Source organism: Streptomyces sp. NPDC107471, from assembly GCF_055582845.1.
The window spans coordinates 362,703-383,541 of the sequence record NZ_JBVJPC010000006.1 but is presented as its reverse complement, the minus strand read 5'-3'; the positions used below and the strand labels follow the sequence as shown (position 1 = coordinate 383,541).

Annotated in this window: 21 protein-coding genes; 6 read left to right on the top strand and 15 right to left on the bottom strand. The window is 71.6% G+C overall.

Annotated elements, in window-relative coordinates; all coding sequences use genetic code 11:
• Positions 1–52: 52 nt before the first annotated feature.
• On the bottom strand, positions 53–1,357 hold the full coding sequence (locus ACZ66S_RS22885; protein WP_469903364.1) for a DUF6986 family protein: 1,305 nt from the start codon (positions 1,355–1,357) through the stop codon (positions 53–55).
• Between the two features lie 221 nt (positions 1,358–1,578).
• Here ACZ66S_RS22885 and ACZ66S_RS22880 point away from each other — a divergent pair, with 221 nt between their 5' ends.
• On the top strand, positions 1,579–2,442 hold the full coding sequence (locus tag ACZ66S_RS22880; protein WP_469903363.1) for an endonuclease/exonuclease/phosphatase family protein: 864 nt from the start codon (positions 1,579–1,581) through the stop codon (positions 2,440–2,442).
• Between the two features lie 58 nt (positions 2,443–2,500).
• Here the strand turns inward: ACZ66S_RS22880 and ACZ66S_RS22875 are convergent, their stop codons facing one another.
• The 4 genes from ACZ66S_RS22875 to ACZ66S_RS22860 form a co-directional block, all read right to left on the bottom strand.
• Positions 2,501–3,475 carry an electron transfer flavoprotein subunit alpha/FixB family protein gene (locus tag ACZ66S_RS22875; protein ID WP_469903362.1) on the bottom strand — a complete coding sequence of 325 codons (975 nt, stop codon included), beginning with the start codon at positions 3,473–3,475 and terminating at the stop codon, positions 2,501–2,503.
• 72 nt (positions 3,476–3,547) lie between these two features.
• Positions 3,548–4,336: an electron transfer flavoprotein subunit beta/FixA family protein gene (locus tag ACZ66S_RS22870; RefSeq protein WP_469903361.1), complete on the bottom strand. Its 789-nt coding sequence runs from the start codon at positions 4,334–4,336 to the stop codon at positions 3,548–3,550.
• Positions 4,337–4,562: 226 nt separating this feature from the next.
• A complete protein-coding gene (locus ACZ66S_RS22865; protein WP_469903360.1) occupies positions 4,563–5,069 on the bottom strand; it encodes a flavin reductase family protein in 507 nt (168 codons plus the stop codon).
• Positions 5,070–5,277: 208 nt separating this feature from the next.
• Positions 5,278–5,691, bottom strand: coding sequence for a TlpA family protein disulfide reductase (locus tag ACZ66S_RS22860; RefSeq protein WP_469903359.1), 414 nt, complete (start codon positions 5,689–5,691; stop codon positions 5,278–5,280).
• A 75-nt stretch (positions 5,692–5,766) separates the two neighbouring features.
• On the opposite strand from ACZ66S_RS22860, the gene ACZ66S_RS22855 reads away from it, so the two are divergent.
• Together ACZ66S_RS22855 and ACZ66S_RS22850 are read left to right on the top strand one after the other, a co-directional pair.
• Entirely contained in the window at positions 5,767–6,183 is a 417-nt protein-coding gene (locus tag ACZ66S_RS22855; RefSeq protein WP_469903358.1) for a DUF4395 domain-containing protein, read from the top strand.
• A gap of 187 nt (positions 6,184–6,370) precedes the next feature.
• On the top strand, positions 6,371–7,099 hold the full coding sequence (locus ACZ66S_RS22850; protein WP_469903357.1) for a lysophospholipid acyltransferase family protein: 729 nt from the start codon (positions 6,371–6,373) through the stop codon (positions 7,097–7,099).
• On the opposite strand, the gene ACZ66S_RS22845 is transcribed toward ACZ66S_RS22850, so the two are convergent.
• The 6 genes from ACZ66S_RS22845 to ACZ66S_RS22820 form a co-directional block, all read right to left on the bottom strand.
• Positions 7,062–7,778 carry a B3/B4 domain-containing protein gene (locus ACZ66S_RS22845; protein ID WP_469903356.1) on the bottom strand — a complete coding sequence of 239 codons (717 nt, stop codon included), beginning with the start codon at positions 7,776–7,778 and terminating at the stop codon, positions 7,062–7,064. The two genes, ACZ66S_RS22850 and ACZ66S_RS22845, sit on opposite strands and share 38 nt — an antisense overlap.
• A gap of 7 nt (positions 7,779–7,785) precedes the next feature.
• On the bottom strand, positions 7,786–8,358 hold the full coding sequence (locus ACZ66S_RS22840) for a transglutaminase domain-containing protein (protein ID WP_469903355.1): 573 nt from the start codon (positions 8,356–8,358) through the stop codon (positions 7,786–7,788).
• A gap of 61 nt (positions 8,359–8,419) precedes the next feature.
• Positions 8,420–8,932 carry a GNAT family N-acetyltransferase gene (locus ACZ66S_RS22835; protein WP_469903354.1) on the bottom strand — a complete coding sequence of 171 codons (513 nt, stop codon included), beginning with the start codon at positions 8,930–8,932 and terminating at the stop codon, positions 8,420–8,422.
• 34 nt (positions 8,933–8,966) lie between these two features.
• Positions 8,967–10,037: a threonine aldolase family protein gene (locus ACZ66S_RS22830; protein WP_469903353.1), complete on the bottom strand. Its 1,071-nt coding sequence runs from the start codon at positions 10,035–10,037 to the stop codon at positions 8,967–8,969.
• A complete protein-coding gene (locus tag ACZ66S_RS22825; RefSeq protein ID WP_469903352.1) occupies positions 10,034–10,783 on the bottom strand; it encodes an SDR family NAD(P)-dependent oxidoreductase in 750 nt (249 codons plus the stop codon). The genes ACZ66S_RS22830 and ACZ66S_RS22825 overlap by 4 nt, the downstream gene beginning before the upstream one ends.
• 62 nt (positions 10,784–10,845) lie before the next feature.
• Positions 10,846–12,243, bottom strand: coding sequence for a DUF6421 family protein (locus ACZ66S_RS22820; RefSeq protein ID WP_469903351.1), 1,398 nt, complete (start codon positions 12,241–12,243; stop codon positions 10,846–10,848).
• Positions 12,244–12,514: 271 nt separating this feature from the next.
• Between ACZ66S_RS22820 and ACZ66S_RS22815 the strand changes: the two genes are divergently transcribed.
• Positions 12,515–13,198 carry a glycerophosphodiester phosphodiesterase gene (locus tag ACZ66S_RS22815; protein WP_469903350.1) on the top strand — a complete coding sequence of 228 codons (684 nt, stop codon included), beginning with the start codon at positions 12,515–12,517 and terminating at the stop codon, positions 13,196–13,198.
• Positions 13,199–13,231: 33 nt separating this feature from the next.
• On the opposite strand, the gene ACZ66S_RS22810 is transcribed toward ACZ66S_RS22815, so the two are convergent.
• Positions 13,232–13,768, bottom strand: a complete 537-nt coding sequence (locus ACZ66S_RS22810) for a GNAT family N-acetyltransferase (RefSeq protein WP_469903349.1) — start codon at positions 13,766–13,768, stop codon at positions 13,232–13,234.
• Between the two features lie 71 nt (positions 13,769–13,839).
• Between ACZ66S_RS22810 and ACZ66S_RS22805 the strand changes: the two genes are divergently transcribed.
• Entirely contained in the window at positions 13,840–14,232 is a 393-nt protein-coding gene (locus ACZ66S_RS22805) for a VOC family protein (RefSeq protein WP_469903348.1), read from the top strand.
• Between the two features lie 93 nt (positions 14,233–14,325).
• Positions 14,326–15,648: a diacylglycerol/lipid kinase family protein gene (locus ACZ66S_RS22800; protein WP_469903347.1), complete on the top strand. Its 1,323-nt coding sequence runs from the start codon at positions 14,326–14,328 to the stop codon at positions 15,646–15,648.
• 176 nt (positions 15,649–15,824) lie between these two features.
• Here ACZ66S_RS22800 and ACZ66S_RS22795 read toward each other — a convergent pair whose 3' ends face one another.
• The 3 genes from ACZ66S_RS22795 to ACZ66S_RS22785 form a co-directional block, all read right to left on the bottom strand.
• A complete protein-coding gene (locus ACZ66S_RS22795) occupies positions 15,825–18,416 on the bottom strand; it encodes a cellulosome protein (protein WP_469903346.1) in 2,592 nt (863 codons plus the stop codon).
• A 125-nt stretch (positions 18,417–18,541) separates the two neighbouring features.
• Entirely contained in the window at positions 18,542–19,081 is a 540-nt protein-coding gene (locus ACZ66S_RS22790; protein WP_469903345.1) for a MarR family winged helix-turn-helix transcriptional regulator, read from the bottom strand.
• Positions 19,078–20,691, bottom strand: a complete 1,614-nt coding sequence (locus ACZ66S_RS22785; protein ID WP_469903344.1) for an FUSC family protein — start codon at positions 20,689–20,691, stop codon at positions 19,078–19,080. Before ACZ66S_RS22785 ends, ACZ66S_RS22790 begins: the two co-directional genes overlap by 4 nt.
• Positions 20,692–20,839 lie beyond the last annotated feature (148 nt).

Below are 20,839 nucleotides of genomic sequence, written 5' to 3'. Positions count from 1 at the left end.
GTGACAGGGTCGCTACGTCGTCCGCCGCTTGGTGGAGACGCCCGCTCGGAGGCTAGTGCGGGGAGACGGTCAGATCGCCACGCCGGGGTGCCGCGTACCCCTCCAGGTCGGCCCGGGTCAGTCCGGTCAGCCGGGCGACCTCACCGATGTCGAGGGCGCCGCAGTCGAGGCCGCGCAGCAGGTAACCGCTGAGCGCCTTGGCGGTGGCGGGCTCGTCCATGACGTCGCCGCCGGCCCGGTTGGCGTACCGGGCGAGCCGTCCCGCCGCCTGCTCGAAACCCTCGCGGTAGAAGGCGAACACGGCCGCGTACCGCGTGGGTATGTGGCCGGGGTGCATGTCCCAGCCCTGGTAGTAGGCGCGGGCCAGGGCCCGGCGCGTCAGGCCGTAGTGCAGCCGCCAGGCGTCGTGGACCTTCGCCGTCGGTCCGACCGGCAGGACGTTGGTGGAGCCGTCCGAGACCCGTACGCCGGTGCCCGCGGCGGCGACCTGCATGACCGCCTTGGCGTGGTCGGCGGCGGGGTGGTCGCTGGCCTGGTACGCGGCGGAGACGCCGAGGCAGGCGCTGTAGTCGAAGGTGCCGTAGTGCAGTCCGGTGGCGCGGCCCTCGGCGGCCTGGATCATGCGGGCGACCGCGGCGGTGCCGTCGGTGGCCAGGATGGACTGGCTGGTCTCGATCTGGATCTCGAAGCCGAGCCGTCCGGAGTCCAGTCCGTGCGCCTTCTCGAAGGCCTCCAGGAGCCGGACGAACGCGGTGACCTGCTCGGCGTACGTCACCTTCGGCAGGGTCAGCACCAGCCCCTCGGGCAGCCCGCCCGCCGCCATCAGGCCGGTGAGGAAGACGTCGAGGGTCCGGATGCCCCGGTTCCGGACGGCGGCCTCCATGCACTTCATGCGGATGCCCATGTACGGCGCCGCCGTGCCGTCCTGGTACGCCTCGGCGATCAGCCGGGCCGCGCGGGCCGCCGTCCCGTCCTCCTCGGCGTCCGGGCGCGGGCCGTAGCCGTCCTCGAAGTCGACCCGCAGGTCCTCGATCGGCTCGTGCTCCAGCTTGGCCCGCACGCGCGCGTACACGGGCTCGGCGAGTTCGTCGGAGAGCCCGAGGACGGCAGCGAAGGAGGCGGCGTCCGGGGCGTGTTCGTCCAGGGCGGCGAGGGCCTGATCGCCCCAAGAACGGATGGTGTCGGCGGCGAAGACGTCACCGGGGACGTAGACGGTGTGCACGGGCTGGCGGGTGCCGGGGTCTCCGGGGTAGCGGCGCTCCAGTTCGGCGTCGACCGGCGCGAGGGAGGCGCTGATCTCCTCGCTGACGGCTCCCGCGAGGCTCGTCGCCACCTGCTCCTGCTGGCCCTGACCCATCCCACGTCCTCCAGTTTTCCGCTCTGCGGAATCAACAATCCGTAGAGCGAAGTTATCCGCGAAGCTTCCCGACGGTCAACACCCCGTCCACAGCGTGAGCCGCCGCGTTCACGCGAGGAGCCGAGATCCCCTACGCCGTCTACCGCACTCCGGCTCGACCATTCATCCTGTCCCGTCGGGAGGGAATCAACATGTCGGACACCCACAGAATGACGCGACGCATGGGCCTGAGAACCGCCGTGGCCGCCGCCGTCACCGTGCCGCTGATGGGCACGCTGCCGGCCTCCGCCGCCAAGCCGCACCGCCGCCGACTCGATGTCATGACGTTCAATCTGCGCTACGCGAGCACCTCCGAACCCCATAGCTGGGCCGCCCGCCGCCCGGTGATGCGCCGGCTGCTGCGCCGGCAGGCCCCCGCCCTGCTGGGCACCCAGGAAGGCCTCTACCAGCAGTTGCTCGACATCCACGCCGACCTCGGACCGCACTACGACTGGATCGGCACCGGCCGCGAGGGCGGCAGCCACGACGAGTCCACTGCGGTCTTCTACGACAACCGGCGCCTGGCCCCCGTCGAGCACGACACGCACTGGCTCTCCGACACGCCCGAAGTCATCGGCTCGAACACCTGGGGGGCCTCGCTCCCCCGGATCGTCACCTGGGTCCGCTTCCGCGACCGGGCCGCCGACGGACGGGAGTTCTACGTCCTCAACACCCACTTCGACCACGTGAGCCAGTACGCGCGGGAGCGTTCCGCGCAGTTCCTCGGCGCGCGGATCGCCGCGTTCGACCGGGCGCTACCGGTCGTGGTGACCGGCGACTTCAACGCCACGGCCCACGACAACCGGGCCTACGACATCCTGCTCGCCGCGGGACTCGTCGACACCTGGGACACCGCCGCCGAACGCGGCAAGGCGTACGCCACCTTCCACGGCTACCGGCCCCTCACCCCGGACGGCGACCGCATCGACTGGATCCTCGCCACACCCGGCACGACCGTGGACCGGGCCTCCGTCAACACCTTCGCGGTCAACGGGCAGTTCCCGAGCGACCACCTGCCGGTGCAGGCCACGCTCACCCTGGGATGAGGCGAGGCCCCCGTGACCGCGTCGGCGGTCACGGGGGCCTCGTACGCCCGGAGCGGGATCAGCCCTTGCGGGTCTTGATCTCCTCGGTGAGGGCGGGGACGACGTCGAAGAGGTCGCCGACCACGCCGTAGTCGACGAGGTCGAAGATCGGGGCCTCGGCGTCCTTGTTGACCGCCACGATCGTCTTCGAGGTCTGCATGCCCGCGCGGTGCTGGATCGCGCCGGAGATGCCGTTGGCGATGTAGAGCTGCGGCGAGACCGACTTGCCGGTCTGGCCGACCTGGTTGGTGTGCGGGTACCAGCCCGCGTCCACCGCGGCACGCGAGGCGCCGACGGCCGCGCCGAGCGAGTCGGCGAGGGCCTCGATGATCGCGAAGTTCTCGGCGCCGTTGACACCGCGGCCGCCGGAGACCACGATCGCGGCCTCGGTCAGCTCGGGGCGACCGGTCGACTCACGCGGGGTGCGGCCGGTGACCTTGGTGCCGGTGGCCTGCGCGGAGAAGGTCACGCTCAGCTCCGAGACCTCGCCGGCGGCCGGGGCGGCCTCCACGGAGGCGGAGTTCGGCTTCACCGTGATGACCGGGGTGCCCTTGGCGACACGGGACTTGGTGGTGAAGGACGCGGCGAACACCGACTGGGTGGCCACCGGGCCGGAGTCGCCGGCCTCCAGGTCGACGGCGTCGGTGATGATGCCGGAGCCGATGCGCAGCGCCAGACGGGCGGCGATCTCCTTGCCCTCGGCGGAGGACGGGACCAGGACGGCGGCCAGGGAGCCCGCGGCGGACACGGACTCGACGGCGGCCTGGAGGGCGTCGACCTTGGGCACGACCAGGTAGTCGGCGTACTCGGAGGCGTCGTGGGTGAGGACCTTGACCGCGCCGTGCTCGGCGAGGGCGGCGGCGGTGTCGGCGGCGCCGTTGCCGAGTGCGACGGCGACCGGCTCGCCGATGCGGCGGGCCAGGGTCAGCAGCTCCAGGGTGGGCTTGCGGACGGCACCGTCCACGTGGTCGACGTAGACGAGAACTTCAGCCATGGGAATGCTCTCCTGCGGATTGCGAAGGCTTAAGGGGCGGTAAGGGGGTTGAGCCTCAGCGGGCCAGGACCCTTAGATGAACTTCTGGCTCGCGAGGAACTCGGCGAGCTGCTTGCCGCCCTCGCCCTCGTCCTTGACGATCGTGCCGGCCGTGCGGGCCGGACGCTCCGCGGCGGAGTCGACCGTGGTCCAGGAGCCCTCGAGGCCGACCTGCTCGGCGTCCAGGTCCAGGTCGGACAGGTCCCAGGACTCCACCGGCTTCTTCTTCGCCGCCATGATGCCCTTGAAGGAGGGGTAACGCGCCTCGCCCGACTGGTCGGTGACCGAGACGACGGCCGGCAGGGAGGCCTCCAACTGCTCCGAGGCGGCGTCGCCGTCGCGGCGGCCCTTGACGGTGCCGTCCTCGACCGAGACCTCGGAGAGCAGGGTGACCTGCGGGACGCCCAGACGCTCGGCCAGCAGGGCCGGTACGACGCCCATGGTGCCGTCGGTGGAGGCCATGCCGGAGACGACCAGGTCGTAACCGGCCTTCTCGATCGCCTTGGCCAGCACCAGGGAGGTGCCGATCGCGTCGGTGCCGTGCAGGTCGTCGTCCTCGACATGGACGGCCTTGTCGGCGCCCATGGACAGCGCCTTGCGCAGCGCGTCCTTGGCGTCCTCGGGGCCGATGGTCAGGACCGTGACCTCGACGTCGTCGTCGGAGTTCTCGGAGATCTGCAGCGCCTGCTCGACCGCGTACTCGTCCAGCTCGGAGAGCAGACCGTCCACGTCGTCCCGGTCGACGGTCAGGTCATCGGCGAAGTGCCGGTCGCCGGTGGCGTCGGGCACGTACTTCACAGTGACAACGATCCTCAAGCTCACGCCGGCTCTCCTACTGCATCGTCATTTCTCGGCTGCCTCTTGCAGGCAGCATAGGCGCCCCAAGCGGCCGATCCCGGTCGGGGCGGGCTGTGCTCCGACCGCAATATTACTCACCAGTACATCCAGTTCCTGCCCGCTAAGCAAGCGCTTTGAACTGTGACCTTCGCAACGCAGCGTAATCGGAACTCGACGGCCCCGCACACCGGCGAAGCCGCCGACGAGCCGATCAGTCGCGCAGGCCGTTGAACCGGCCCTGGTGGTAGAGCAACGGCCGCCCGTCGCCCGCGGGATCGCCGATCCGCACCTCGGCCAGCACGATGCGGTGGTCACCGGCCGGCACGCGCGCGTGCACCCGGCACACCAGCCAGGCGAGCACGTCGTCGAGGACGGGGACGCCCTCGGGTCCCTCGCTCCAGGCGGTGGGCGCGCCGAAGCGGTCGGCGCCGCTGCGGGCGAAGGTGGCGGCCAGGTCCTCCTGGTGCTCGCCGAGTATGTGCACGCCCACGTGCTCGGCCCGGGATATCGCGGGCCAACTGGAGGCGCCCGTGCCGATGCCGAAGGACAGCATGGGCGGCTCGGCGGAGACGGAGGCGAGGGAGGTGGCGGTGAAGCCGACCGGGCCGGCGTCACCGTTCGCGGTGATCACGGCGACCCCCGCCGCGTGCCGTCGGAAGACGGAGCGCAGGAGGTCGGGAGAGGCGAGCTGCGGGCTGCCGAGAGATGTGGCCGTCATGCGGTGTTCCTTCTGCGAGGCGTGTCGAGCTGGACCGTGGCTGCTCAACAGGCCGGACAGCGCGCGCTCGCGGTGCGGGCGAGGTCGACGTGGACCCGCCCGAACAGAAGGAGTTCCGTAGGCATACGGTCAGGCTGACGATAGGTGCGGTGCACAGTCAAGTCGGTTCCGGGATGTGGGAGCTGCCTCACCGTGAGCCCGCACGGGGTCAAACCGCCTCCCCGAGCGCCGCGATGACGTCCGCCTTGCGGGGCTGGCCGGCGGCGCGCCGGACGACTTTGCCGTCGGCGTCGAGGACCAGGACGGTCGGCGTCTTGAGGATGTCGAGCGCGCGGACCAGGTCCAGGTTCTTCTCCGCGTCGATCTCGACGTGGGCCACGCCGGGGACCAGGTCGGCGACCTCGCCGAGGACCCGCCGGGTCGCCCGGCAGGGCGCGCAGAAGGCGCTGGAGAACTGCACGAGCGTGGCCCGCTCACCGAGTTCCTCCCCCAACTCGGCCGCCCCGAGCCTCTTTCCGTCGTCGCGCCCGCGCACCCGTACCCTCCCGCTCCGCCGCCGTTGCAGCAGCCCATAGGCGCTCGCCGTCACGAGCACCGCCACGCACACCACAAGTCCGGTCATCACCCGCATCAGCATTCATGAGACTGCAAAGATTCCCGCCCCCTCCAGGTCTGCCCGTTGCGGAATGCTTGATTCATGGACATCGACGCAAGAGGGCCGCGTTTCGGCGCGGCCGTGACGACCGTCGTGCTGGCGGCCGTTCTGATCACGGGCAGCGTCTGGCTGCTGGCCTGGCAGACGCTCGCGTTCGCGCTGGGCGCGGCGGGCGGGGTGGGCCGCTCGCCGTACGGCCTGCTGTTCCGCAGGGTCGTACGGCCGCGGATCGGGCCGCCGACCGGGTTCGAGTCACCGGAGCCGCCGCGGTTCGCGCAGGCGGTGGGTCTCGCCTTCGCGGTGCTCGGGCTCGTCGGATACGGGTTCGGGCCGCAGTGGCTCGGGCTCGCCGCCACGGGGGCCGCGCTCGCGGCGGCGTTCCTCAACGCCACGTTCGGGTACTGCCCGGGATGCGAGATGTACCTGCTCGTGCGGCGGGTGGGGGTACGCGCGGAGTAAAGGCGGCTTAAAACCCCGAGGTGGATCAACGGGCGGACGTGACGAGAATCTCTCCCTCAGCGGGCACCAGGGCTGGCTCCCCGCCCGTTCTTCGGGCACGATCTGCGAGATGCCGTAAACCTACGGCTGCGTAACTTAACGCCGGGAGTCGGCTTCCCAGGCAGAGCAGGAAGGGCTCACCCCGCCCATGGCAGAGCTTGTCTACCGTCCCGTCGTCGGATTCGCCCAGGCGCTGTTCAAGGCCTGGGACCTCAAGATCGACTGCAAGGGGTCGGAGAACATCCCGCGCTCGGGCGGCGCCGTGCTGGTGAGCAACCACATCAGCTATCTGGACTTCGTCTTCAACGGCCTGGCCGCGCTCCCGCAGAAGCGTCTGGTGCGCTTCATGGCGAAGGAGTCCGTCTTCCGCCACAGGATCTCGGGTCCGCTGATGCGCGGGATGAAGCACATCCCGGTCGACCGCAAGCAGGGCGAGACGGCGTACGCCCACGCCCTGGAGTCGCTGCGGTCCGGCGAGATCGTCGGGGTCTTCCCGGAGGCGACGATCTCGCAGTCCTTCACGCTGAAGAGCTTCAAGTCGGGCGCGGCGCGGATGGCCCAGGAGGCGGGCGTCCCGCTGATCCCGATGGCCGTGTGGGGCACCCAGCGCCTGTGGACCAAGGGGCATCCCCGCAACTTCAAGCGCAGCCACATCCCGATCACCATCCGGGTCGGCGAGGCGATCGAGGCGTCCCGCGACAAGTACGCGGGAGTGATCACCCGTCAGGTGCGCGAGCGGGTCAACGAACTGCTGGAAGCCGCCCAGCGCGCCTACCCCGTGCGCCCCAAGGGGCCGGACGACACCTGGTGGATGCCGGCACACCTCGGGGGCACGGCACCTACTCCGGAGCAGGTGCGCGAGGCGGAGGCGCGGTAGTCACCTCGATCCGCGCCCCCGGACTGAACTTCTCCAGCAGTTCGGCGAGTTCGCCGGCCGCCCGCTCCACGTCGGCGTACGGCATCGGGGCCATGCTCTCCAGCAGGAAGATCCCCGAGACCGTCTCTTCCGTGAGCCTCGTGCGCGGGCCCTGGCGCCAGTTCCAGCGACGGCAGGTCACCCCGGCGTCGTCGCACCAGAAGACCTCGCCGGGGTCGGGGTGCTCGACGACCTCCGCGCCCCCGGCCGTCGTCACGAACTCCTCGTCGCCGCCGGCCCGTACGAGGCGCATCCCGCCCCGGACGCGGTCGAGGTCCTCGCCGCCGACGGGGACGAGGTGCGCGACGCTGATCGCGTTGTAGAGGTCGACCAGGAGGTTGATGCGGGGCAGGCCCGCGTCCGACAGGGCCCTCTTCGCCAGCGCCTCCGCCGAGTTGCGGGTGCGCGACGGCTTCGAGCCGAACGCCGTGTAGACCTCCCGCCAGGCCGCCATGTGCGGGTCCTCGTGCGGGGCGCGCCCGTCCAGTCGTACGGCGAGACGGCGGGCCGCGTCGTCGAGCAGTGCCGAACCGGCTTCGGTGCTCGGTCCGTTGACGAGTCCGTGGGCCTCGACGGCGAGGTGCGCGAAGCCGGGCGCGAGGGCGCGCACCTCGTCGGACACGGTCAGGGAGAGGGTCATCGGTGCCTCAGAGTGCGGTGGGGAGCGTCTTCCAGAGGTGGGGCCGGTCGGGGGCGGCCTTGAGGACGCTCAGGACGGCCGGATGCGGTTCAGCGTACAGGACCGGATAGTCCATCTCGTTGGACTCAGGATCGGGCGTGAAGGCCAGCCGCTCACCGTCCAGGGAGAACCGGGCGTCCACGCCGGGCTTGTTCCCGCGGGGGTCCTGGCGGTGCCAGGCGCCGTTGAACCGGACGGCGACCAGGCCGTGGATCACGCCCAGTTGCTGGTAGCAGAGGGCGGTCGGGATGTCCTCGGCGCGCAGCAGCGCGGCCAGGGCGTGCGCCTTGGCGTAGCAGATGCCGGTTTTCTGCTCCAGGACGTCGGAGGCCCGCCAGGTGACGCGTGGATCGCCGGAGTCATAGGAGTGCGGGATCGTGTCGCGGACGAACTCGAAGGCCAGCCGCGCATAGGCATACGAGTCGACCGCTTCCCTGGCGAGCCGTGCGGCAGTCTCCCGCACGATCGGGTGGTCATGGTCGATCGCCTCGTCGGCGGCCAGGTACGCGGAGAGGTCGGGGGTGTTCTGGATCAGCTCCATGCCCGCAGAGCATAGGAAGACGATCACCCCGGGGTCAATCAATTTACGATGCTCAGTATATTTATGCGTAGTAGCAGTGGACGGTCACCACCTGCGAGGCACTCCACCGCTGTTCGACCGTGGCGAGCCGCGTCCAGCCCAGCCGTTCGTACAGGGCCGCCGCGGCGGTGTCGGAGGCGACGACGTCCAGCACCGGGTGCAGCCCGTGGTGCCGCGCCTCCTCGACCGCCCGGCCCATCAACATCGCGCCGATTCCGTGCCCCCGCGCCCACGGGGCGACGAACAGCCGGCCGACCACCGCGGCCCTTTCCGCGCTCGTGCCGTTGCGTTCACCCCACAGGGCAGGGGCGAGGTCGCCTGCGCCGCCGCGGGTGAGGCCCACGTGGCCCGCCACCCGGCCGTCCAGATCGGCGACCCAGTCGCCCAGCGCCGAAGCCTGCGTCAGCCACTCGCCGGGCCGGGCGGGCCAGTTCACCGGGTAGCCGTCGCGGCGGTGCACCTCCGCCAGCACCCGCACGCACGCCCGCACGTCGTCGTCCGTCCTCGGCCGGACCCGGCTCCGCGTCTCGTCCACACCGGCATGCAAGCACAGTCGGCCGGGCGCCCGGCTAGCGGGCCATCTCCTCCTTCAGCGCCGCCACGAACGTGTCCACGTCGTCCTCGGTGGTGTCGAAGGCGCACATCCAGCGGACGACGCCCGCGGACTCGTCCCAGAAGTAGAAGCGGAAGCGCTTCTGGAGGCGCTCGCTCACGTCGTGCGGAAGTTTCGCGAAGACGCCGTTGGCCTGCACCGGGTACAGGATCTCGACGCCGTGCACGGCCCGCACGCCCTCGGCCAGGCGCTGGGCCATCTCGTTGGAGTGGCGGGCGTTGCGCAGCCACAGGTCCTTGGCGAGCAGGGCCTCCAACTGCACCGACACGAAACGCATCTTGGAGGCGAGCTGCATGGACAGCTTGCGCAGGTGCTTCATGTGGGAGACCGCGTCCTGGTTGATCACCACGACGGCCTCGCCGAACAGCGCGCCGTTCTTCGTCCCGCCGAGCGAGAGGATGTCGACGCCGACCGCGTTGGTGAACGTCCGCATCGGGACGTCGAGGGAGGCGGCCGCGTTGGCTATCCGGGAGCCGTCCAGGTGGACCTTCATCCCGTGCGCGTGGGCGTGGTCGCAGATCGCGCGGATCTCGTCGGGCGTGTAGAGCGTGCCCAGCTCGGTGGACTGGGTGATCGAGACGACCTGCGGCATCGCGCGGTGCTCGTCGTCCCAGCCGTAGGCCTGCCGGTCGATCAGCTCGGGGGTGAGCTTGCCGTCGGGGGTGGGCACGGTGAGCAGCTTGAGGCCGCCCATCCGCTCGGGGGCGCCGCCCTCGTCCACGTTGATGTGCGCGCTCTCGGCGCAGATCACCGCGCCCCAGCGGTCGGTGACCGCCTGGAGCGCGACGACGTTGGCGCCGGTGCCGTTGAAGACCGGGAACGCCTCGGCCGTGGCCCCGAAGTGGCTGCGGACGATCCCCTGGAGGTTCTCGGTGTAGTCGTCCTCGCCGTACGCGACCTGGTGCCCGCCGTTGGCCACGGCAAGGGCGGCGAGCACCTCCGGGTGGGCCCCGGCGTAGTTGTCGCTGGCGAAACCGCGGACCTCGGGGTCGTGATGGCGACGGGCGTCGGTCTTCGGGGGGTTCACGGCTTCTCGGTGAGCCACAGACGGTTTCCGTTCACTTCGGCGGCGGGCTTGTCCCAGACACCGGCGATCGCCTCGGCCAGGTCCCTGACGTCCGTGAAGCCCGCGAACTTCGCGTTGGGCCGCTCGGCGCGCATGGCCTCGTGCACCAGTGCCTTCACCACCAGGATCGCAGCCGCCGACTTCGGCCCGTCGGCGCCCCCGGCCTTGCGGAAGGCGTCGGCGAGAGCGAGGGTCCAGGCCTCGGCGGCGGCCTTGGCTGCGGCGTACGAGGCGTTGCCCGCGGTCGGCTTCGTCGCGCCGGCGGCGCTGATCAGGACGTAACGGCCCCGGTCGCTGCGCTGCAGCCCCTCGTAGAACGCGAGGGAGGTGTGCTGCACGGTGCGGATGAGCAGGAGTTCCAGGAAGTCCCAGTCGTCCAGGCTCGACTTGATGAAGGTCTCGCTGCCGCGCCAGCCGCCGACGAGGTGGACCAGGCCGTCGACCCGGCCGAAGTCCTTCTCGATGTGCGTGGCCCAGTCGCGGGTGGAGTCCAGGTCGAGCAGGTCGACCGGCTCGCCGGTCACGGTGGCGCCGCCGGAGGCGTAGCGTGCCGCGTCCACGGCCTCCGCGAGCCGCTCCGGGTCGTTGTCCGCGCCGACGACGGTCGCGCCCGCCTCGGCCAGCCGCAGCAGTGTCGCGCGGCCCGCGGGACCGCCCGCGCCGGCCACCGCGATCACCGCACCGCTGAGAGCTCCGTTCCCCACCATGTTCTTCGCCTCCTGTGCGGCCGCCGCGACGGCCTGTGCAGTGTTCCCGGTGCCGCGCTCGCTCACGCGGCGGCCCGCTCGGCGCTCGTGGCCGTGATGCCCCGGGTCGAGGCGATCACATGACGAAGCTTCTTGGAGAGGGCCTCATAGAACATGCTCAGCGGAAACTCGTCCGGAAGCACGTCATCCACGAGTTTCCGGGGCGGCTGGGACAGGTCGAGGGCGTCGGGACCCTTGGCCCACTTGGAGCCCGGGTGCGGGGCGAGGTAGGTGGAGACGAGCTCGTAGCCGGCGAACCAGTGGACGAGCTTGGGACGGTCGATGCCGTCGCGGTAGAGCTGCTCGATGTCGGCGCAGAGCTGGTTGGTGACCTGCGGGGCGCGCTGCCAGTCGATGAACAGCTTGTTGTCGGTCCAGCGGACGACGTCGTGCTTGTGCAGGTAGGCGAAGAGGAGCTGACCACCGAGGCCGTCGTAGTTGCGGACCCGCTCGCCGGTGACCGGGAAGCGGAACATGCGGTCGAAGAGGACCGCGTACTGCACGTCACGGGCCTGCGGGACGCCGTCCTCCTGGAGCTTCACGGCCTCCTTGAAGGCGGTGAGGTCGCAGCGCAGCTCTTCGAGGCCGTACATCCAGAACGGCTGGCGCTGCTTGATCATGAACGGGTCGAAGGGCAGGTCGCCGTGGCTGTGGGTGCGGTCATGGACCATGTCCCACAGGACGAAGGCCTCCTCGCAGCGCTTCTGGTCGTGGACCATCGCGGCGATGTCCTCGGGCAGCTCGAGGCCCAGGATGTCGACGGCCGCGTCGGTGACCCGGCGGAACCGGGCGGCCTCGCGGTCGCAGAAGATACCGCCCCAGGAGAATCGTTCCGGCGCCTCGCGCACGGCGATGGTCTCCGGGAAGAGCACGGCGGAGTTGGTGTCGTACCCGGCCGTGAAGTCCTCGAACTTGATGCCGCAGAACAGCGGGTTGTCGTAGCGGGTGCGCTCCAGCTCGGCCAGCCACTCGGGCCAGACCATGCGCAGCACGACCGCCTCCAGGTTGCGGTCGGGGTTGCCGTTCTGCGTGTACATGGGGAAGACGACCAGGTGCTGGAGGCCGTCCGCACGGTTCGCGGCGGGCTGGAAGGCCAGCAGGGAGTCGAGGAAGTCGGGCACCTCGAAGCCGCCCTCGGACCAGCGCCGGAGGTCCTTCGCCAGGGCGGAGTGGTAGTCGGCGTCGTGCGGCAGCAGCGGCGACAGCTCCTGCACGGCCTCGACGACACGCCGTACGGCGGCCTCGGCGTCGGCACGCGCGGGGGCGCCCTCGGCCTCGAAGTCGATCGACCCGTCCTTGGACTGCCATGGCCGGATCTGCTCCACGGCATCCTTGAGCACCGGCCATGCCGGGTGCTCCACCACCCTGGTCACGGGAGGAAACTGGTCCCCCGAAGCCGCCTGCACAAGAATTTCCGTCATGTCCCATCCTCCACGGGAGAACCTCGCGTATGAAGACCGTATACATACGGGCTTCCGTCCAGCAAGAGCGGACTCGGGAAGTTATCCTGCACACCCCAATGGTCACCGAACTTTTTCCTGTCGGGTGCCATGAACACAGCGATTTTGGGTAACCGATCTCACTCCCCCGCTTGTCACGGCGTTCCCTCGTGTACGCACGGGTCCATCACGCGGCGTAGCCGTTAGGCTGCGGCTCTGCACCGAGCCGCCGTCGACGGAAGCGAGTTGAACCTTGAACTTCCTTACCATCGGTCATCGCGGAGTCATGGGTACCGAACCCGAGAACACCCTCCGTTCCTTCGTCGCCGCCCAGCAGGCCGGGCTCGACGTCATCGAACTCGATCTGCATCTGAGCAAGGACGGCGCCCTCGTCGTCATGCACGACACGGACGTGGACCGCACGACCGACGGAACCGGCGCGATCGCCGAGAAGACCCTCACCGAGCTGCGGGCGCTGGACGCGGGCCGCGGCGAACGCGTCCCGGTGTTCGAGGAGGTCCTGGACGCGGTGCGGTCGCCGCTCCAGGCCGAGATCAAGGACATCGCGGCGGCCCGGGCGCTGGCCGAGGTCATGCTCCGGCGGGATCTCGTCTCCCGCGTCGAGGTGTCCTCGTTCCACGACGAGGCGATCGCCGAGATCGGCCGTCTGGTGCCCGGCGTACGGACCGCGCTGATCGGCAGCCGGTTCGGCCCCGACATCGTGGAGCGCGCCGTCGAGGCCGGTGCGGGGACGGTCTGCCTGAACATCCGCCGCCTGACCCTGGAGGTCGTCGAGGCGGCCCGCAAGGCGGACCTGAAGATCATCGGCTGGGTGGTGAACACCCAGGACCATCTGCGGCTGGTGCGCGCCCTGGAGCTCGACGGCGCCACGACCGACTACCCGGAGATCAAGCGCACCGGCCGCTTCACGGCCTGAGCCGCGTCTGCCGCGAAGACCGCGGCAGGAACGTCACACCAGCGGCTTGACCAGCAGCTCGAACTGCAGGTCCTCGCGCTGCGGCACCCCGAAGCGCTCGTCGCCGTACGGGAAGGGCGTCATCCGTCCCGTACGGCGGTAGCCGCGCCGCTCGTACCAGGCGATGAGGTCGTCGCGCACCGAGATCACCGTCATGTGCATCTCGGTGACGCCCCAGGTCTCCCGGGCGATCCGCTCCGCCTCCGCGATGATCACCTTGCCGAGGCCGCCGCCCTGGAGCGTGGGGCTGACCGCGAACATCCCGAAGTAGGCGTGGGTGCCCCGGTGTTCGAGCTGGCAGCAGGCCACGACCTGCCCCTCCCGCTCCACCGCCAGCAGCCTGCTGTCGGGCGACTTGATGACCGCGAGGACACCCTCCGGGTCCGTCCGCTGTCCCTCCAGGATGTCCGCCTCGGTGGTCCACCCGGCCCGGCTGTCGTCCCCGCGGTACGCCGACTCCACCAGCGCGACCAGCGTGTCCACGTCGGCGTCGGTGGCGTCACGGAAGGTGAGGCCGGGGGTGGTCTCCATGGGGCGCATCTCCACTTCAGGGGCACGACTCGGGCAGGGTCGAGGGTAACCCCACGGCTAGGCTCGCCCGCATGGTGCACGTACTGAGCGGCCGCGTCCTGCTGCGGCCCACGGATCCGGAGCGTTCCCGAGTCTTCTACGGCGACCGGCTGGGCCTCGCGGTGTACCGCGAGTTCGGCACGGGGCCGGAGCGGGGCACCGTCTACTTCCTCGGCGGCGGGTTCCTGGAGCTGTCCGGGCGCTCCGAGGCTCCCCCGGCTGCGGACGTGCGGCTGTGGCTCCAGGTCGCGGACGTCACCGCGGCGCACGAGGAACTGCTCGCGAAGGGCGTCGAGATCGTCCGGCCACCGGTGCGGGAGCCGTGGGGGCTGGTCGAGATGTGGGTGGCGGACCCGGACGGCACACCGATCGTGCTGGTGGAGGTGCCGGCCGACCATCCGATCCGGTACCGGCCCGGAATCTGACCGAACTCCCCGCGCGTCGTCGTCCGTTCCATCGACTCGGTTATGCTCCGCCGACCGCCGTGGCCCCGAGGGCGTCGAGCAGTGGAGGAGCACATGAGTGTGGACGTGAACGCCCCGGCCTGGCGCGGACAGCGGTGGGCGGCCAGGACGTCCCTGGCCGCGGCCGCCCTCGCGGTCCTGCTCCCCCTCGCCCACGGCGGTCTCGGCGGCGTTCTGCTGCTGGCCGCCGGGCTCGCGGGCGCCGCCGTCACCGCGGCCGCGGTGTGGTGGACGCTGACCCGGCGCGGTCCGGAGCGCTGGCTGGCGGCGGGGCTCGCGGTCCTCGTCCCCGCCCTCGTCCTCGTCCTCTTCGTGCTCACCCTCGGGTGGGTGCTCCTGCTGTCGCCGGTGCTGTGGAGCGTGGCCGTGTGGAGCGGGCGGCGCGCGCTGCGCAGCACCGGCAGCCGCCCCAAGCGGATGAAGGAGCACCGGGCGCGGTCCGTGCGACACGCCTTCCTGATCATGAACCCCCGCTCCGGGGGCGGGAAGGTCGAGCAGTTCCGGCTGCGGGAGAAGGCCGAACGCCTGGGCGCGCGGGTCGTGCTGCTCGACCCCGAGGAGCACCAGGACGTGACCGCGCTGGCCCGCGCTGCCGTGGCGGAGGGCGCGGACCTGCTCGGCGTCGCGGGCGGCGACGGCACCCAGGCGCTGGTCGCCGCCGTCGCCGCGGAGCACGACCTGCCGTTCCTCGTGATCTCCGCCGGTACCCGCAACCACTTCGCCATGGACCTCGGCCTCGACCGCACCGACCCCGCGGCCTGTCTCGACGCGCTCACCGACGGGGTCGAACTCCCGGTGGACCTGGGCTTCGTGGCGGACCATCCCTTCGTCAACAACGCCTCCTTCGGGGCGTACGCGGCGGTCGTCCAGAGTCCCGCCTACCGCGACGACAAGATCGGCACCAGTCTGGAACTGCTGCCCGATCTGCTCACCCGGCAGCGCGGCCCGCACCTGACCGCGCGCGTCGGAACGACCACGATCGACGGGCCGCAGGCCGTGCTGGTGAGCAACAACGCCTATCGCACCGGTGACCCCGTGGGCCTCGGCCGCCGCGAGCGGCTCGACTCCGGGGTGCTCGGCGTCCTCGGCGTCCGGGTGGACAGCGCGGCCGAGGCGGCGGCGCTCCTGCTCGACCCCGCTCCGGAGGGTCTCGCGGTCCTGGCCGCGCGGGAGGTGGTCGTCGACGCCGACCACCCGGAGATCGAGGTCGGCGTCGACGGCGAGGCCCTGGTCCTGCCCACCCCGGTGCACTGCCGGATCGCGCCCGGAGCGCTCCGCGTCCGCGTCCCGCGCAAGCGCCCTGGCGTGCCCGCGCCCCAACCCCGCCTGAACTGGCGCCGCTTGCGCAAGCTGGCGGCACCGGCCGGACGGGGCTGAGCCAGCGCAGACTGCTCGTCAGCCGGTACGTACCGGACGGCAGCCGGTACGACGCCGTGCCGCTGTTCGCGGGCCCCGACGCGTCGTACGAGAGGGCCGTGTCCTTCGGTCCGGATCAGGCTCTCGCCGACGCCGGTCACGCGCCGCACCACGGCCGCGCCGCCGGCATAGGGGCTCTAGAGGGGTCGCTCGGGGGCGAGCGGGGTCACCGTGACCTGGTCGATGACGGGGGCGTGGGCGGAGCGCCGGCCGAACGCGTCGCCCGTGTCGCCGGTGAAGTCGGGGAGTTGGTCGGCGGTGAAGGTGAGCGTGTTGAGGCCAGGGCGCAGGGTGACCGGCAGGGACAGGTTCCAGAAGTTGTTGAAGTTGAAGGTGGTGGGGAACAGGACGCGGTGCGCGGGGGCGCCGTTGACGGAGACGTCGGCGTGGCGGCAGACCGGGTCCGGGTTGTAGTGGGTGGACGGGGGCTGCTCGCCGTTGGAGTAGCGGATGGTCAGCGCGTGGCGTCCGGCTCGGTCGGCGGTGACCGTGAGGGTGAGCGCGTTCTCGGGGCCGGCCCCGACGCCGTCGACCGCCTTGCCGCCCGTGGCGTACAGGAGCCCGGTGACCCTCGCCGTGCCGGTCAGGACGCCTTCCTCGGCGGCGTGCACGGTGGTGGGCAGCAGACCGTGCGAGGGGGCGATCCGCAGCCGGTCGACGATCAGCCGGTCCGAGGTCCCGGTGACCGTGACCTTGTTGACGCCCCCGGCGAGGAAGAGCGGTACGGCCCCGCGCTCGACGCGTCCGAGCTCCTCGCCGTTGACCCGCAACTCGCCCTCTCCGGGCCCGAGTACGTCGACGGTCACGGAGGCCTCGCCGTCGTCCTCGGCGTACGCCCAGAAGGTGACGGTGCCGCCGCGCGGGAGCACCGCGACTCCGGGCCCCGAGGCTCCGCGGTGCGCGTGGCTGACCCGGGCCCCGCCGCCGAGGTCCGCGAACTCGGCGTCGTACAGGGCGGTTTCGTCCTCCTCGCGCAGCACGACGTCCAGCTTGTCGACGGCGGCGTCGCCCTTGGTGACCCCGAGGTCGGGGTCCTGGGCCGCGAGGGTGATCCGGTGGCGGCCCGCGGTCAGCTCCACCCGGGTGTCGGTGTGGCCCCACACCGCGGGCTTGTAGCCGAGCGGCAGCCGCAGTTCGCGCGGGTCCTTGCCGTCCACGCGCAGGAAGACGTTGGTGGGGCCCTGCTCGCGCACCGGGTCGGCGAGGTTGTGGGAGCCCGCGAACACCACGAGGTCGTAGCTTCCGTCCTGCGGGACCTCGACGTGGAAGGCGAGCACCCCGTCGGAGCCGGTGCGCAGCCCGCTCACGTGGTGGCCGCCGGAGGTGGCGAACCGGTCGACGGCGGACGGGGATCCCTCGGGCCCGTTCCTCGAGTAGCCGCTGCCCGTGTAAGCGGCGTCCTCGGCCTCGTACGTCCGCATCCAGCGCACCGCGGGCGGCAGCGCGGCGGCAGCGTTGCCGCCCGGGGAGAGGATCACCTGGTAGGCGGACATCGCGTCGAGCCCGGTCTGATTCAACGTCACCATGCCCTCCTGAACCGGTATTTGCTCGTCGCGGAGCCGCAACGGCGGTGCGGAGGAGCCGACTTGTCCCGTCCAGGGGATCTCCGTGACACGGACGTGCACCACCGTGCCGAAGACCTCCGGGTCCACGCCTTCGAACACCAGGTCCGCCGCCCCGCCCGCACCCCCGAACAGCGCCCTGGCCTGGCGCTTGTCCCGGTCGAGGGTGGCCACGCCCTGGAGGGTGTACTGCTCGTTGGGGTGCGGGGCGACGACCCGGACAGTGTGGCCGGTCATCTGCCCGTAGGCGTTGTACAGCCACCACTGGCCGTTGGCCTTGTTCGCCTCCACCGCCGAGTCGTTGAGGTTGCCGGCGATGTTCCAGTAGGCGAGGTCGGCGTCGACCTTGGACTCCTCGATCGCGGCGATCCACTGGATCATCTGGCCGGGGACGGAGACGTGGTAGTTGTGCGCGTACTCGTTGATGTTGACGGGCAGCGGTCCGATGCCCAACTCCCGTTCCATGGACCGGTACTTGGCGATGTTGGTGCGGACCTCGGCGGGCGAGGACAGCTCGTGCCAGGTGACGATGTCGGGCAGCACGCCGTGCGACTTCGCGAACTCCAGGAAGTCCCTGACCTCGGAGTACAGCTCGCTGGTGTTGGGGCCGGCCACCCGGGCGTCCGGGTCGAGGGCCTTGATGAGGCGGTGGGCGGCTTCCCAGGCGGCGAACCAGGGCCCGGGCTCGGTCCGCCAGGAGACCCCGTCGGAGCTCCACTCCCCCTCGCCGAACATGTTGCCCTCGGGCTCGTTGAACGGCACGTACACGAGGTGGGACCGCAACTCCCCCATGGTCAGCCCGAGTTCGACCTGGCGGCGGATCACGTCCAGGTGCCCGGCGAGCCGCTCCTCGCCGGTGGCGCCCGGCCACTCGTACGGGAATCCCCGGTAGAAGTCGGGCAGGTAGACGTAGACGTCCCTGCCGCCCGCGGCGACGAACGGCGGCAGGATCTCCAGGGCGTCGCCGCCGGGATGCTGGGTGCCGTCCTGGGCCTTGGTCGTCACCGTCCGCGGGTACATGCCCTCGACCACCACCCGGCTGGGCACGCCGTCGCCGTAGAGGCCGTAGAGCGTGCCGCTCGCTCCCCCGTGGAAGGGGCCGGTCCCGGTGCCGAGGTCGATGGTGAGCTTCTCGCGGGCGGGGCCTTCGGCTGCCACGGCATCCATCCTTCGTTCGACACTCCGTACGACCGTCGATGATCCGCACCGACCTGCACGAACGTAGGAAGCGCGGGGGGACCGCGTCAACAGGCAGCGGGCTTCGAAACTTGCGAAACCGCAGGTCGGAGGGGTCAGGCGCGCAGCACGCCCAGGGTGCCCTCCAGCCGGGCGAGCAGCTCCCCCAGCCCGGCGGCGAGCTCGTCGCGGGCCTCGGGGGGCAGGACGGACAGCACGGCCGTCTCGTACGCCAGTTGCTCCGGCAGGATGCCGTCGACCAGCTCGCGGCCGGCCTCGGTGAGCCGGACGTGGGCGACGCGCCGGTCGCGGGTGTCGCCGCGGCGCTCCACCAGGCCCCGTTCGGTGAGCTGCTTGAGGCGCTTGGTGACGGCGGCCCCGGAGGAGAAGGTCTCGCGGGCGAGGTCACCGGGGGTGAGCTCGTGACCGGTGCGGCGCAGCGCGCCGAGCAGGTCGAACTCGGGGCGGCTGAGCCCGGCCCGGCGCAGCGGGGCGTCCTCGGCCTGCTGGAGGAGGGCGGCACAGCGGTTGACGCGGCCGATGATCTCCATGGGTCCGGTGTCGAGGCCCGGGTGGACGGTCTGCCACTGCCGGACGACGGCGGCGACGGTGTCGTGCCTCGTCGGGTCCGCGGGTCGTCCGTTCGGTGCCGTCATGGGCGTGCGCCCTCCGCTCTGTGGTGCCGGATCGTCGCCGCGAGCGTACGGTGTGCGGCCTGCTCGGCGCGCACGACCCTCTCCTGGGGCAGGGCACGCTGCCACCATTCGCCGGACGCGGCCTCCACGGTGGCCCGCAGGTCGACCAGGGCGGTGGCGAGGGCGCGGCGGGCCGAGTCCAGGGCGCCGGGGGCGAGATGCGGCTCGGCCAGGAGGCGGGCGGTGCGCTCCCGGGCGCGCTCCACGGCGGCCAGCGACTGCTCGACCCGGTCGCCCGCGCGCCGGTTGGTGACGGCCACGGCGGCGGCGAAACCGACCAGCGCCCCGACGAGGGTGTCCAGGACCCGCTCGGTGATCAGCCGGCCCGGTTCCTGGTACCCGGCGAACTCGGTGATGAGCAGGGCCATCGGGGTCACGCAGACGCTGCCCAGCCAGTAGTTGCGGGCGATGAGCGCCTCGGCGCCGAAGTTGAAGGCGAGGCAGCTCAGCACGAGCGCGGCGGGCCCGAGGTGGGCGAGGGGGACGACGGCGGCGAACACCAGCACACCGAGGAGGTTGCCGACGACCCGCTGGACGCCCCGGCTCCAGGTGAGGGTGACGTTGGCCTGGTAGAGGGAGGCCGCGGTGACCAGGGCCCAGTAGGGGCGGCCGACGCCGAGCGCCAGGGAGGCGTAGCCGGCGAGGGCGCAGCCCAGGGCGGTGCGTACGGCGATCGGGGCGAGCGTGCGCCACACCGGGTGGGCGGGGGCGGCGAGTTCGGCCTCCACGCCGAGGAGTTCGTCGTCGTCCGGCGCCTGCGGGACCGGTGCGGTGCCGCGCAGTTCACGGGCCCAGGCGCGGAGGCGGTCCGGGTCCGCGTCGGACGGGGCGGCCAGGGCGACCTCGGCGCGGACGACGAGGCGCTCCAGCGCCCGCCGGGTGTCGGAGCGGGCTCCGGCCGACAGCAGGGTCTGCCAGGCGGCCTGGACGGCGGCGTGCGCGGTTCCGCTCGCACGGGGGCCCGGGTTCTCGGCGTACGCGGCGGCCGCGGCCAGGGCGCGGGCGGTGGCCCGTCGCTCCGGGCCGTGCGGGCGCAGCAGGCCGGGGGCCATGCACACCAGCCACGCCCAGGCGCCCGTCGCGACGGCCAGGGCGAGGTGGCCGGGGACCTGGCCGAGGGTCTGCGGGACGAACAGGGAGGCGGAGCTGATGAAGGTGAGGACCACGTGGCCGGGCGGGCCGACCCGGGTCGCGTCGCAGAGCGCCTTCTGCACGGCGGCGATCAGCGCGCCGACGGTGACCAGCAGCACCGCGCTGCTCGTGAGCGAGGCGGCGACCAGACCGGCCCCGAGACCCGCCACCATGCCGAGCACCACCCAGGCCAGGGCGCCGGCCCGGGCCGCGTAGGGCCGGTTGTGGGCGTAGAGGGCGCACAGGGACCCGGCCATGGTGTACATCGCCAGGTCGAGGCGGCCGAGGGCGAGCAGGGTGAGGTTGGGCGGGGCGACCGCGACCACCACGCTCACGGCGGGCTTGAACCAGATGTCGGAGGGCCTGCCGAGGCGCAGCACGCCGGCCAGCGGGAGACGGCGGGCGCGCGGGGTGTCGGGGCGGGAGGTCACACTGCTCATGCTCAACACCTTAGCAGGTGTTTTACTCGTAAACGATAGCTGGAGCGCCCCTCTGACCTGCTGTGCTCCGCCGCACGCTCCCCGCGTACACCCTTGCGCTCGATTGCGCGCCGCATGGCCCGGGCATTTTTTGACCGACCGTCGAGCG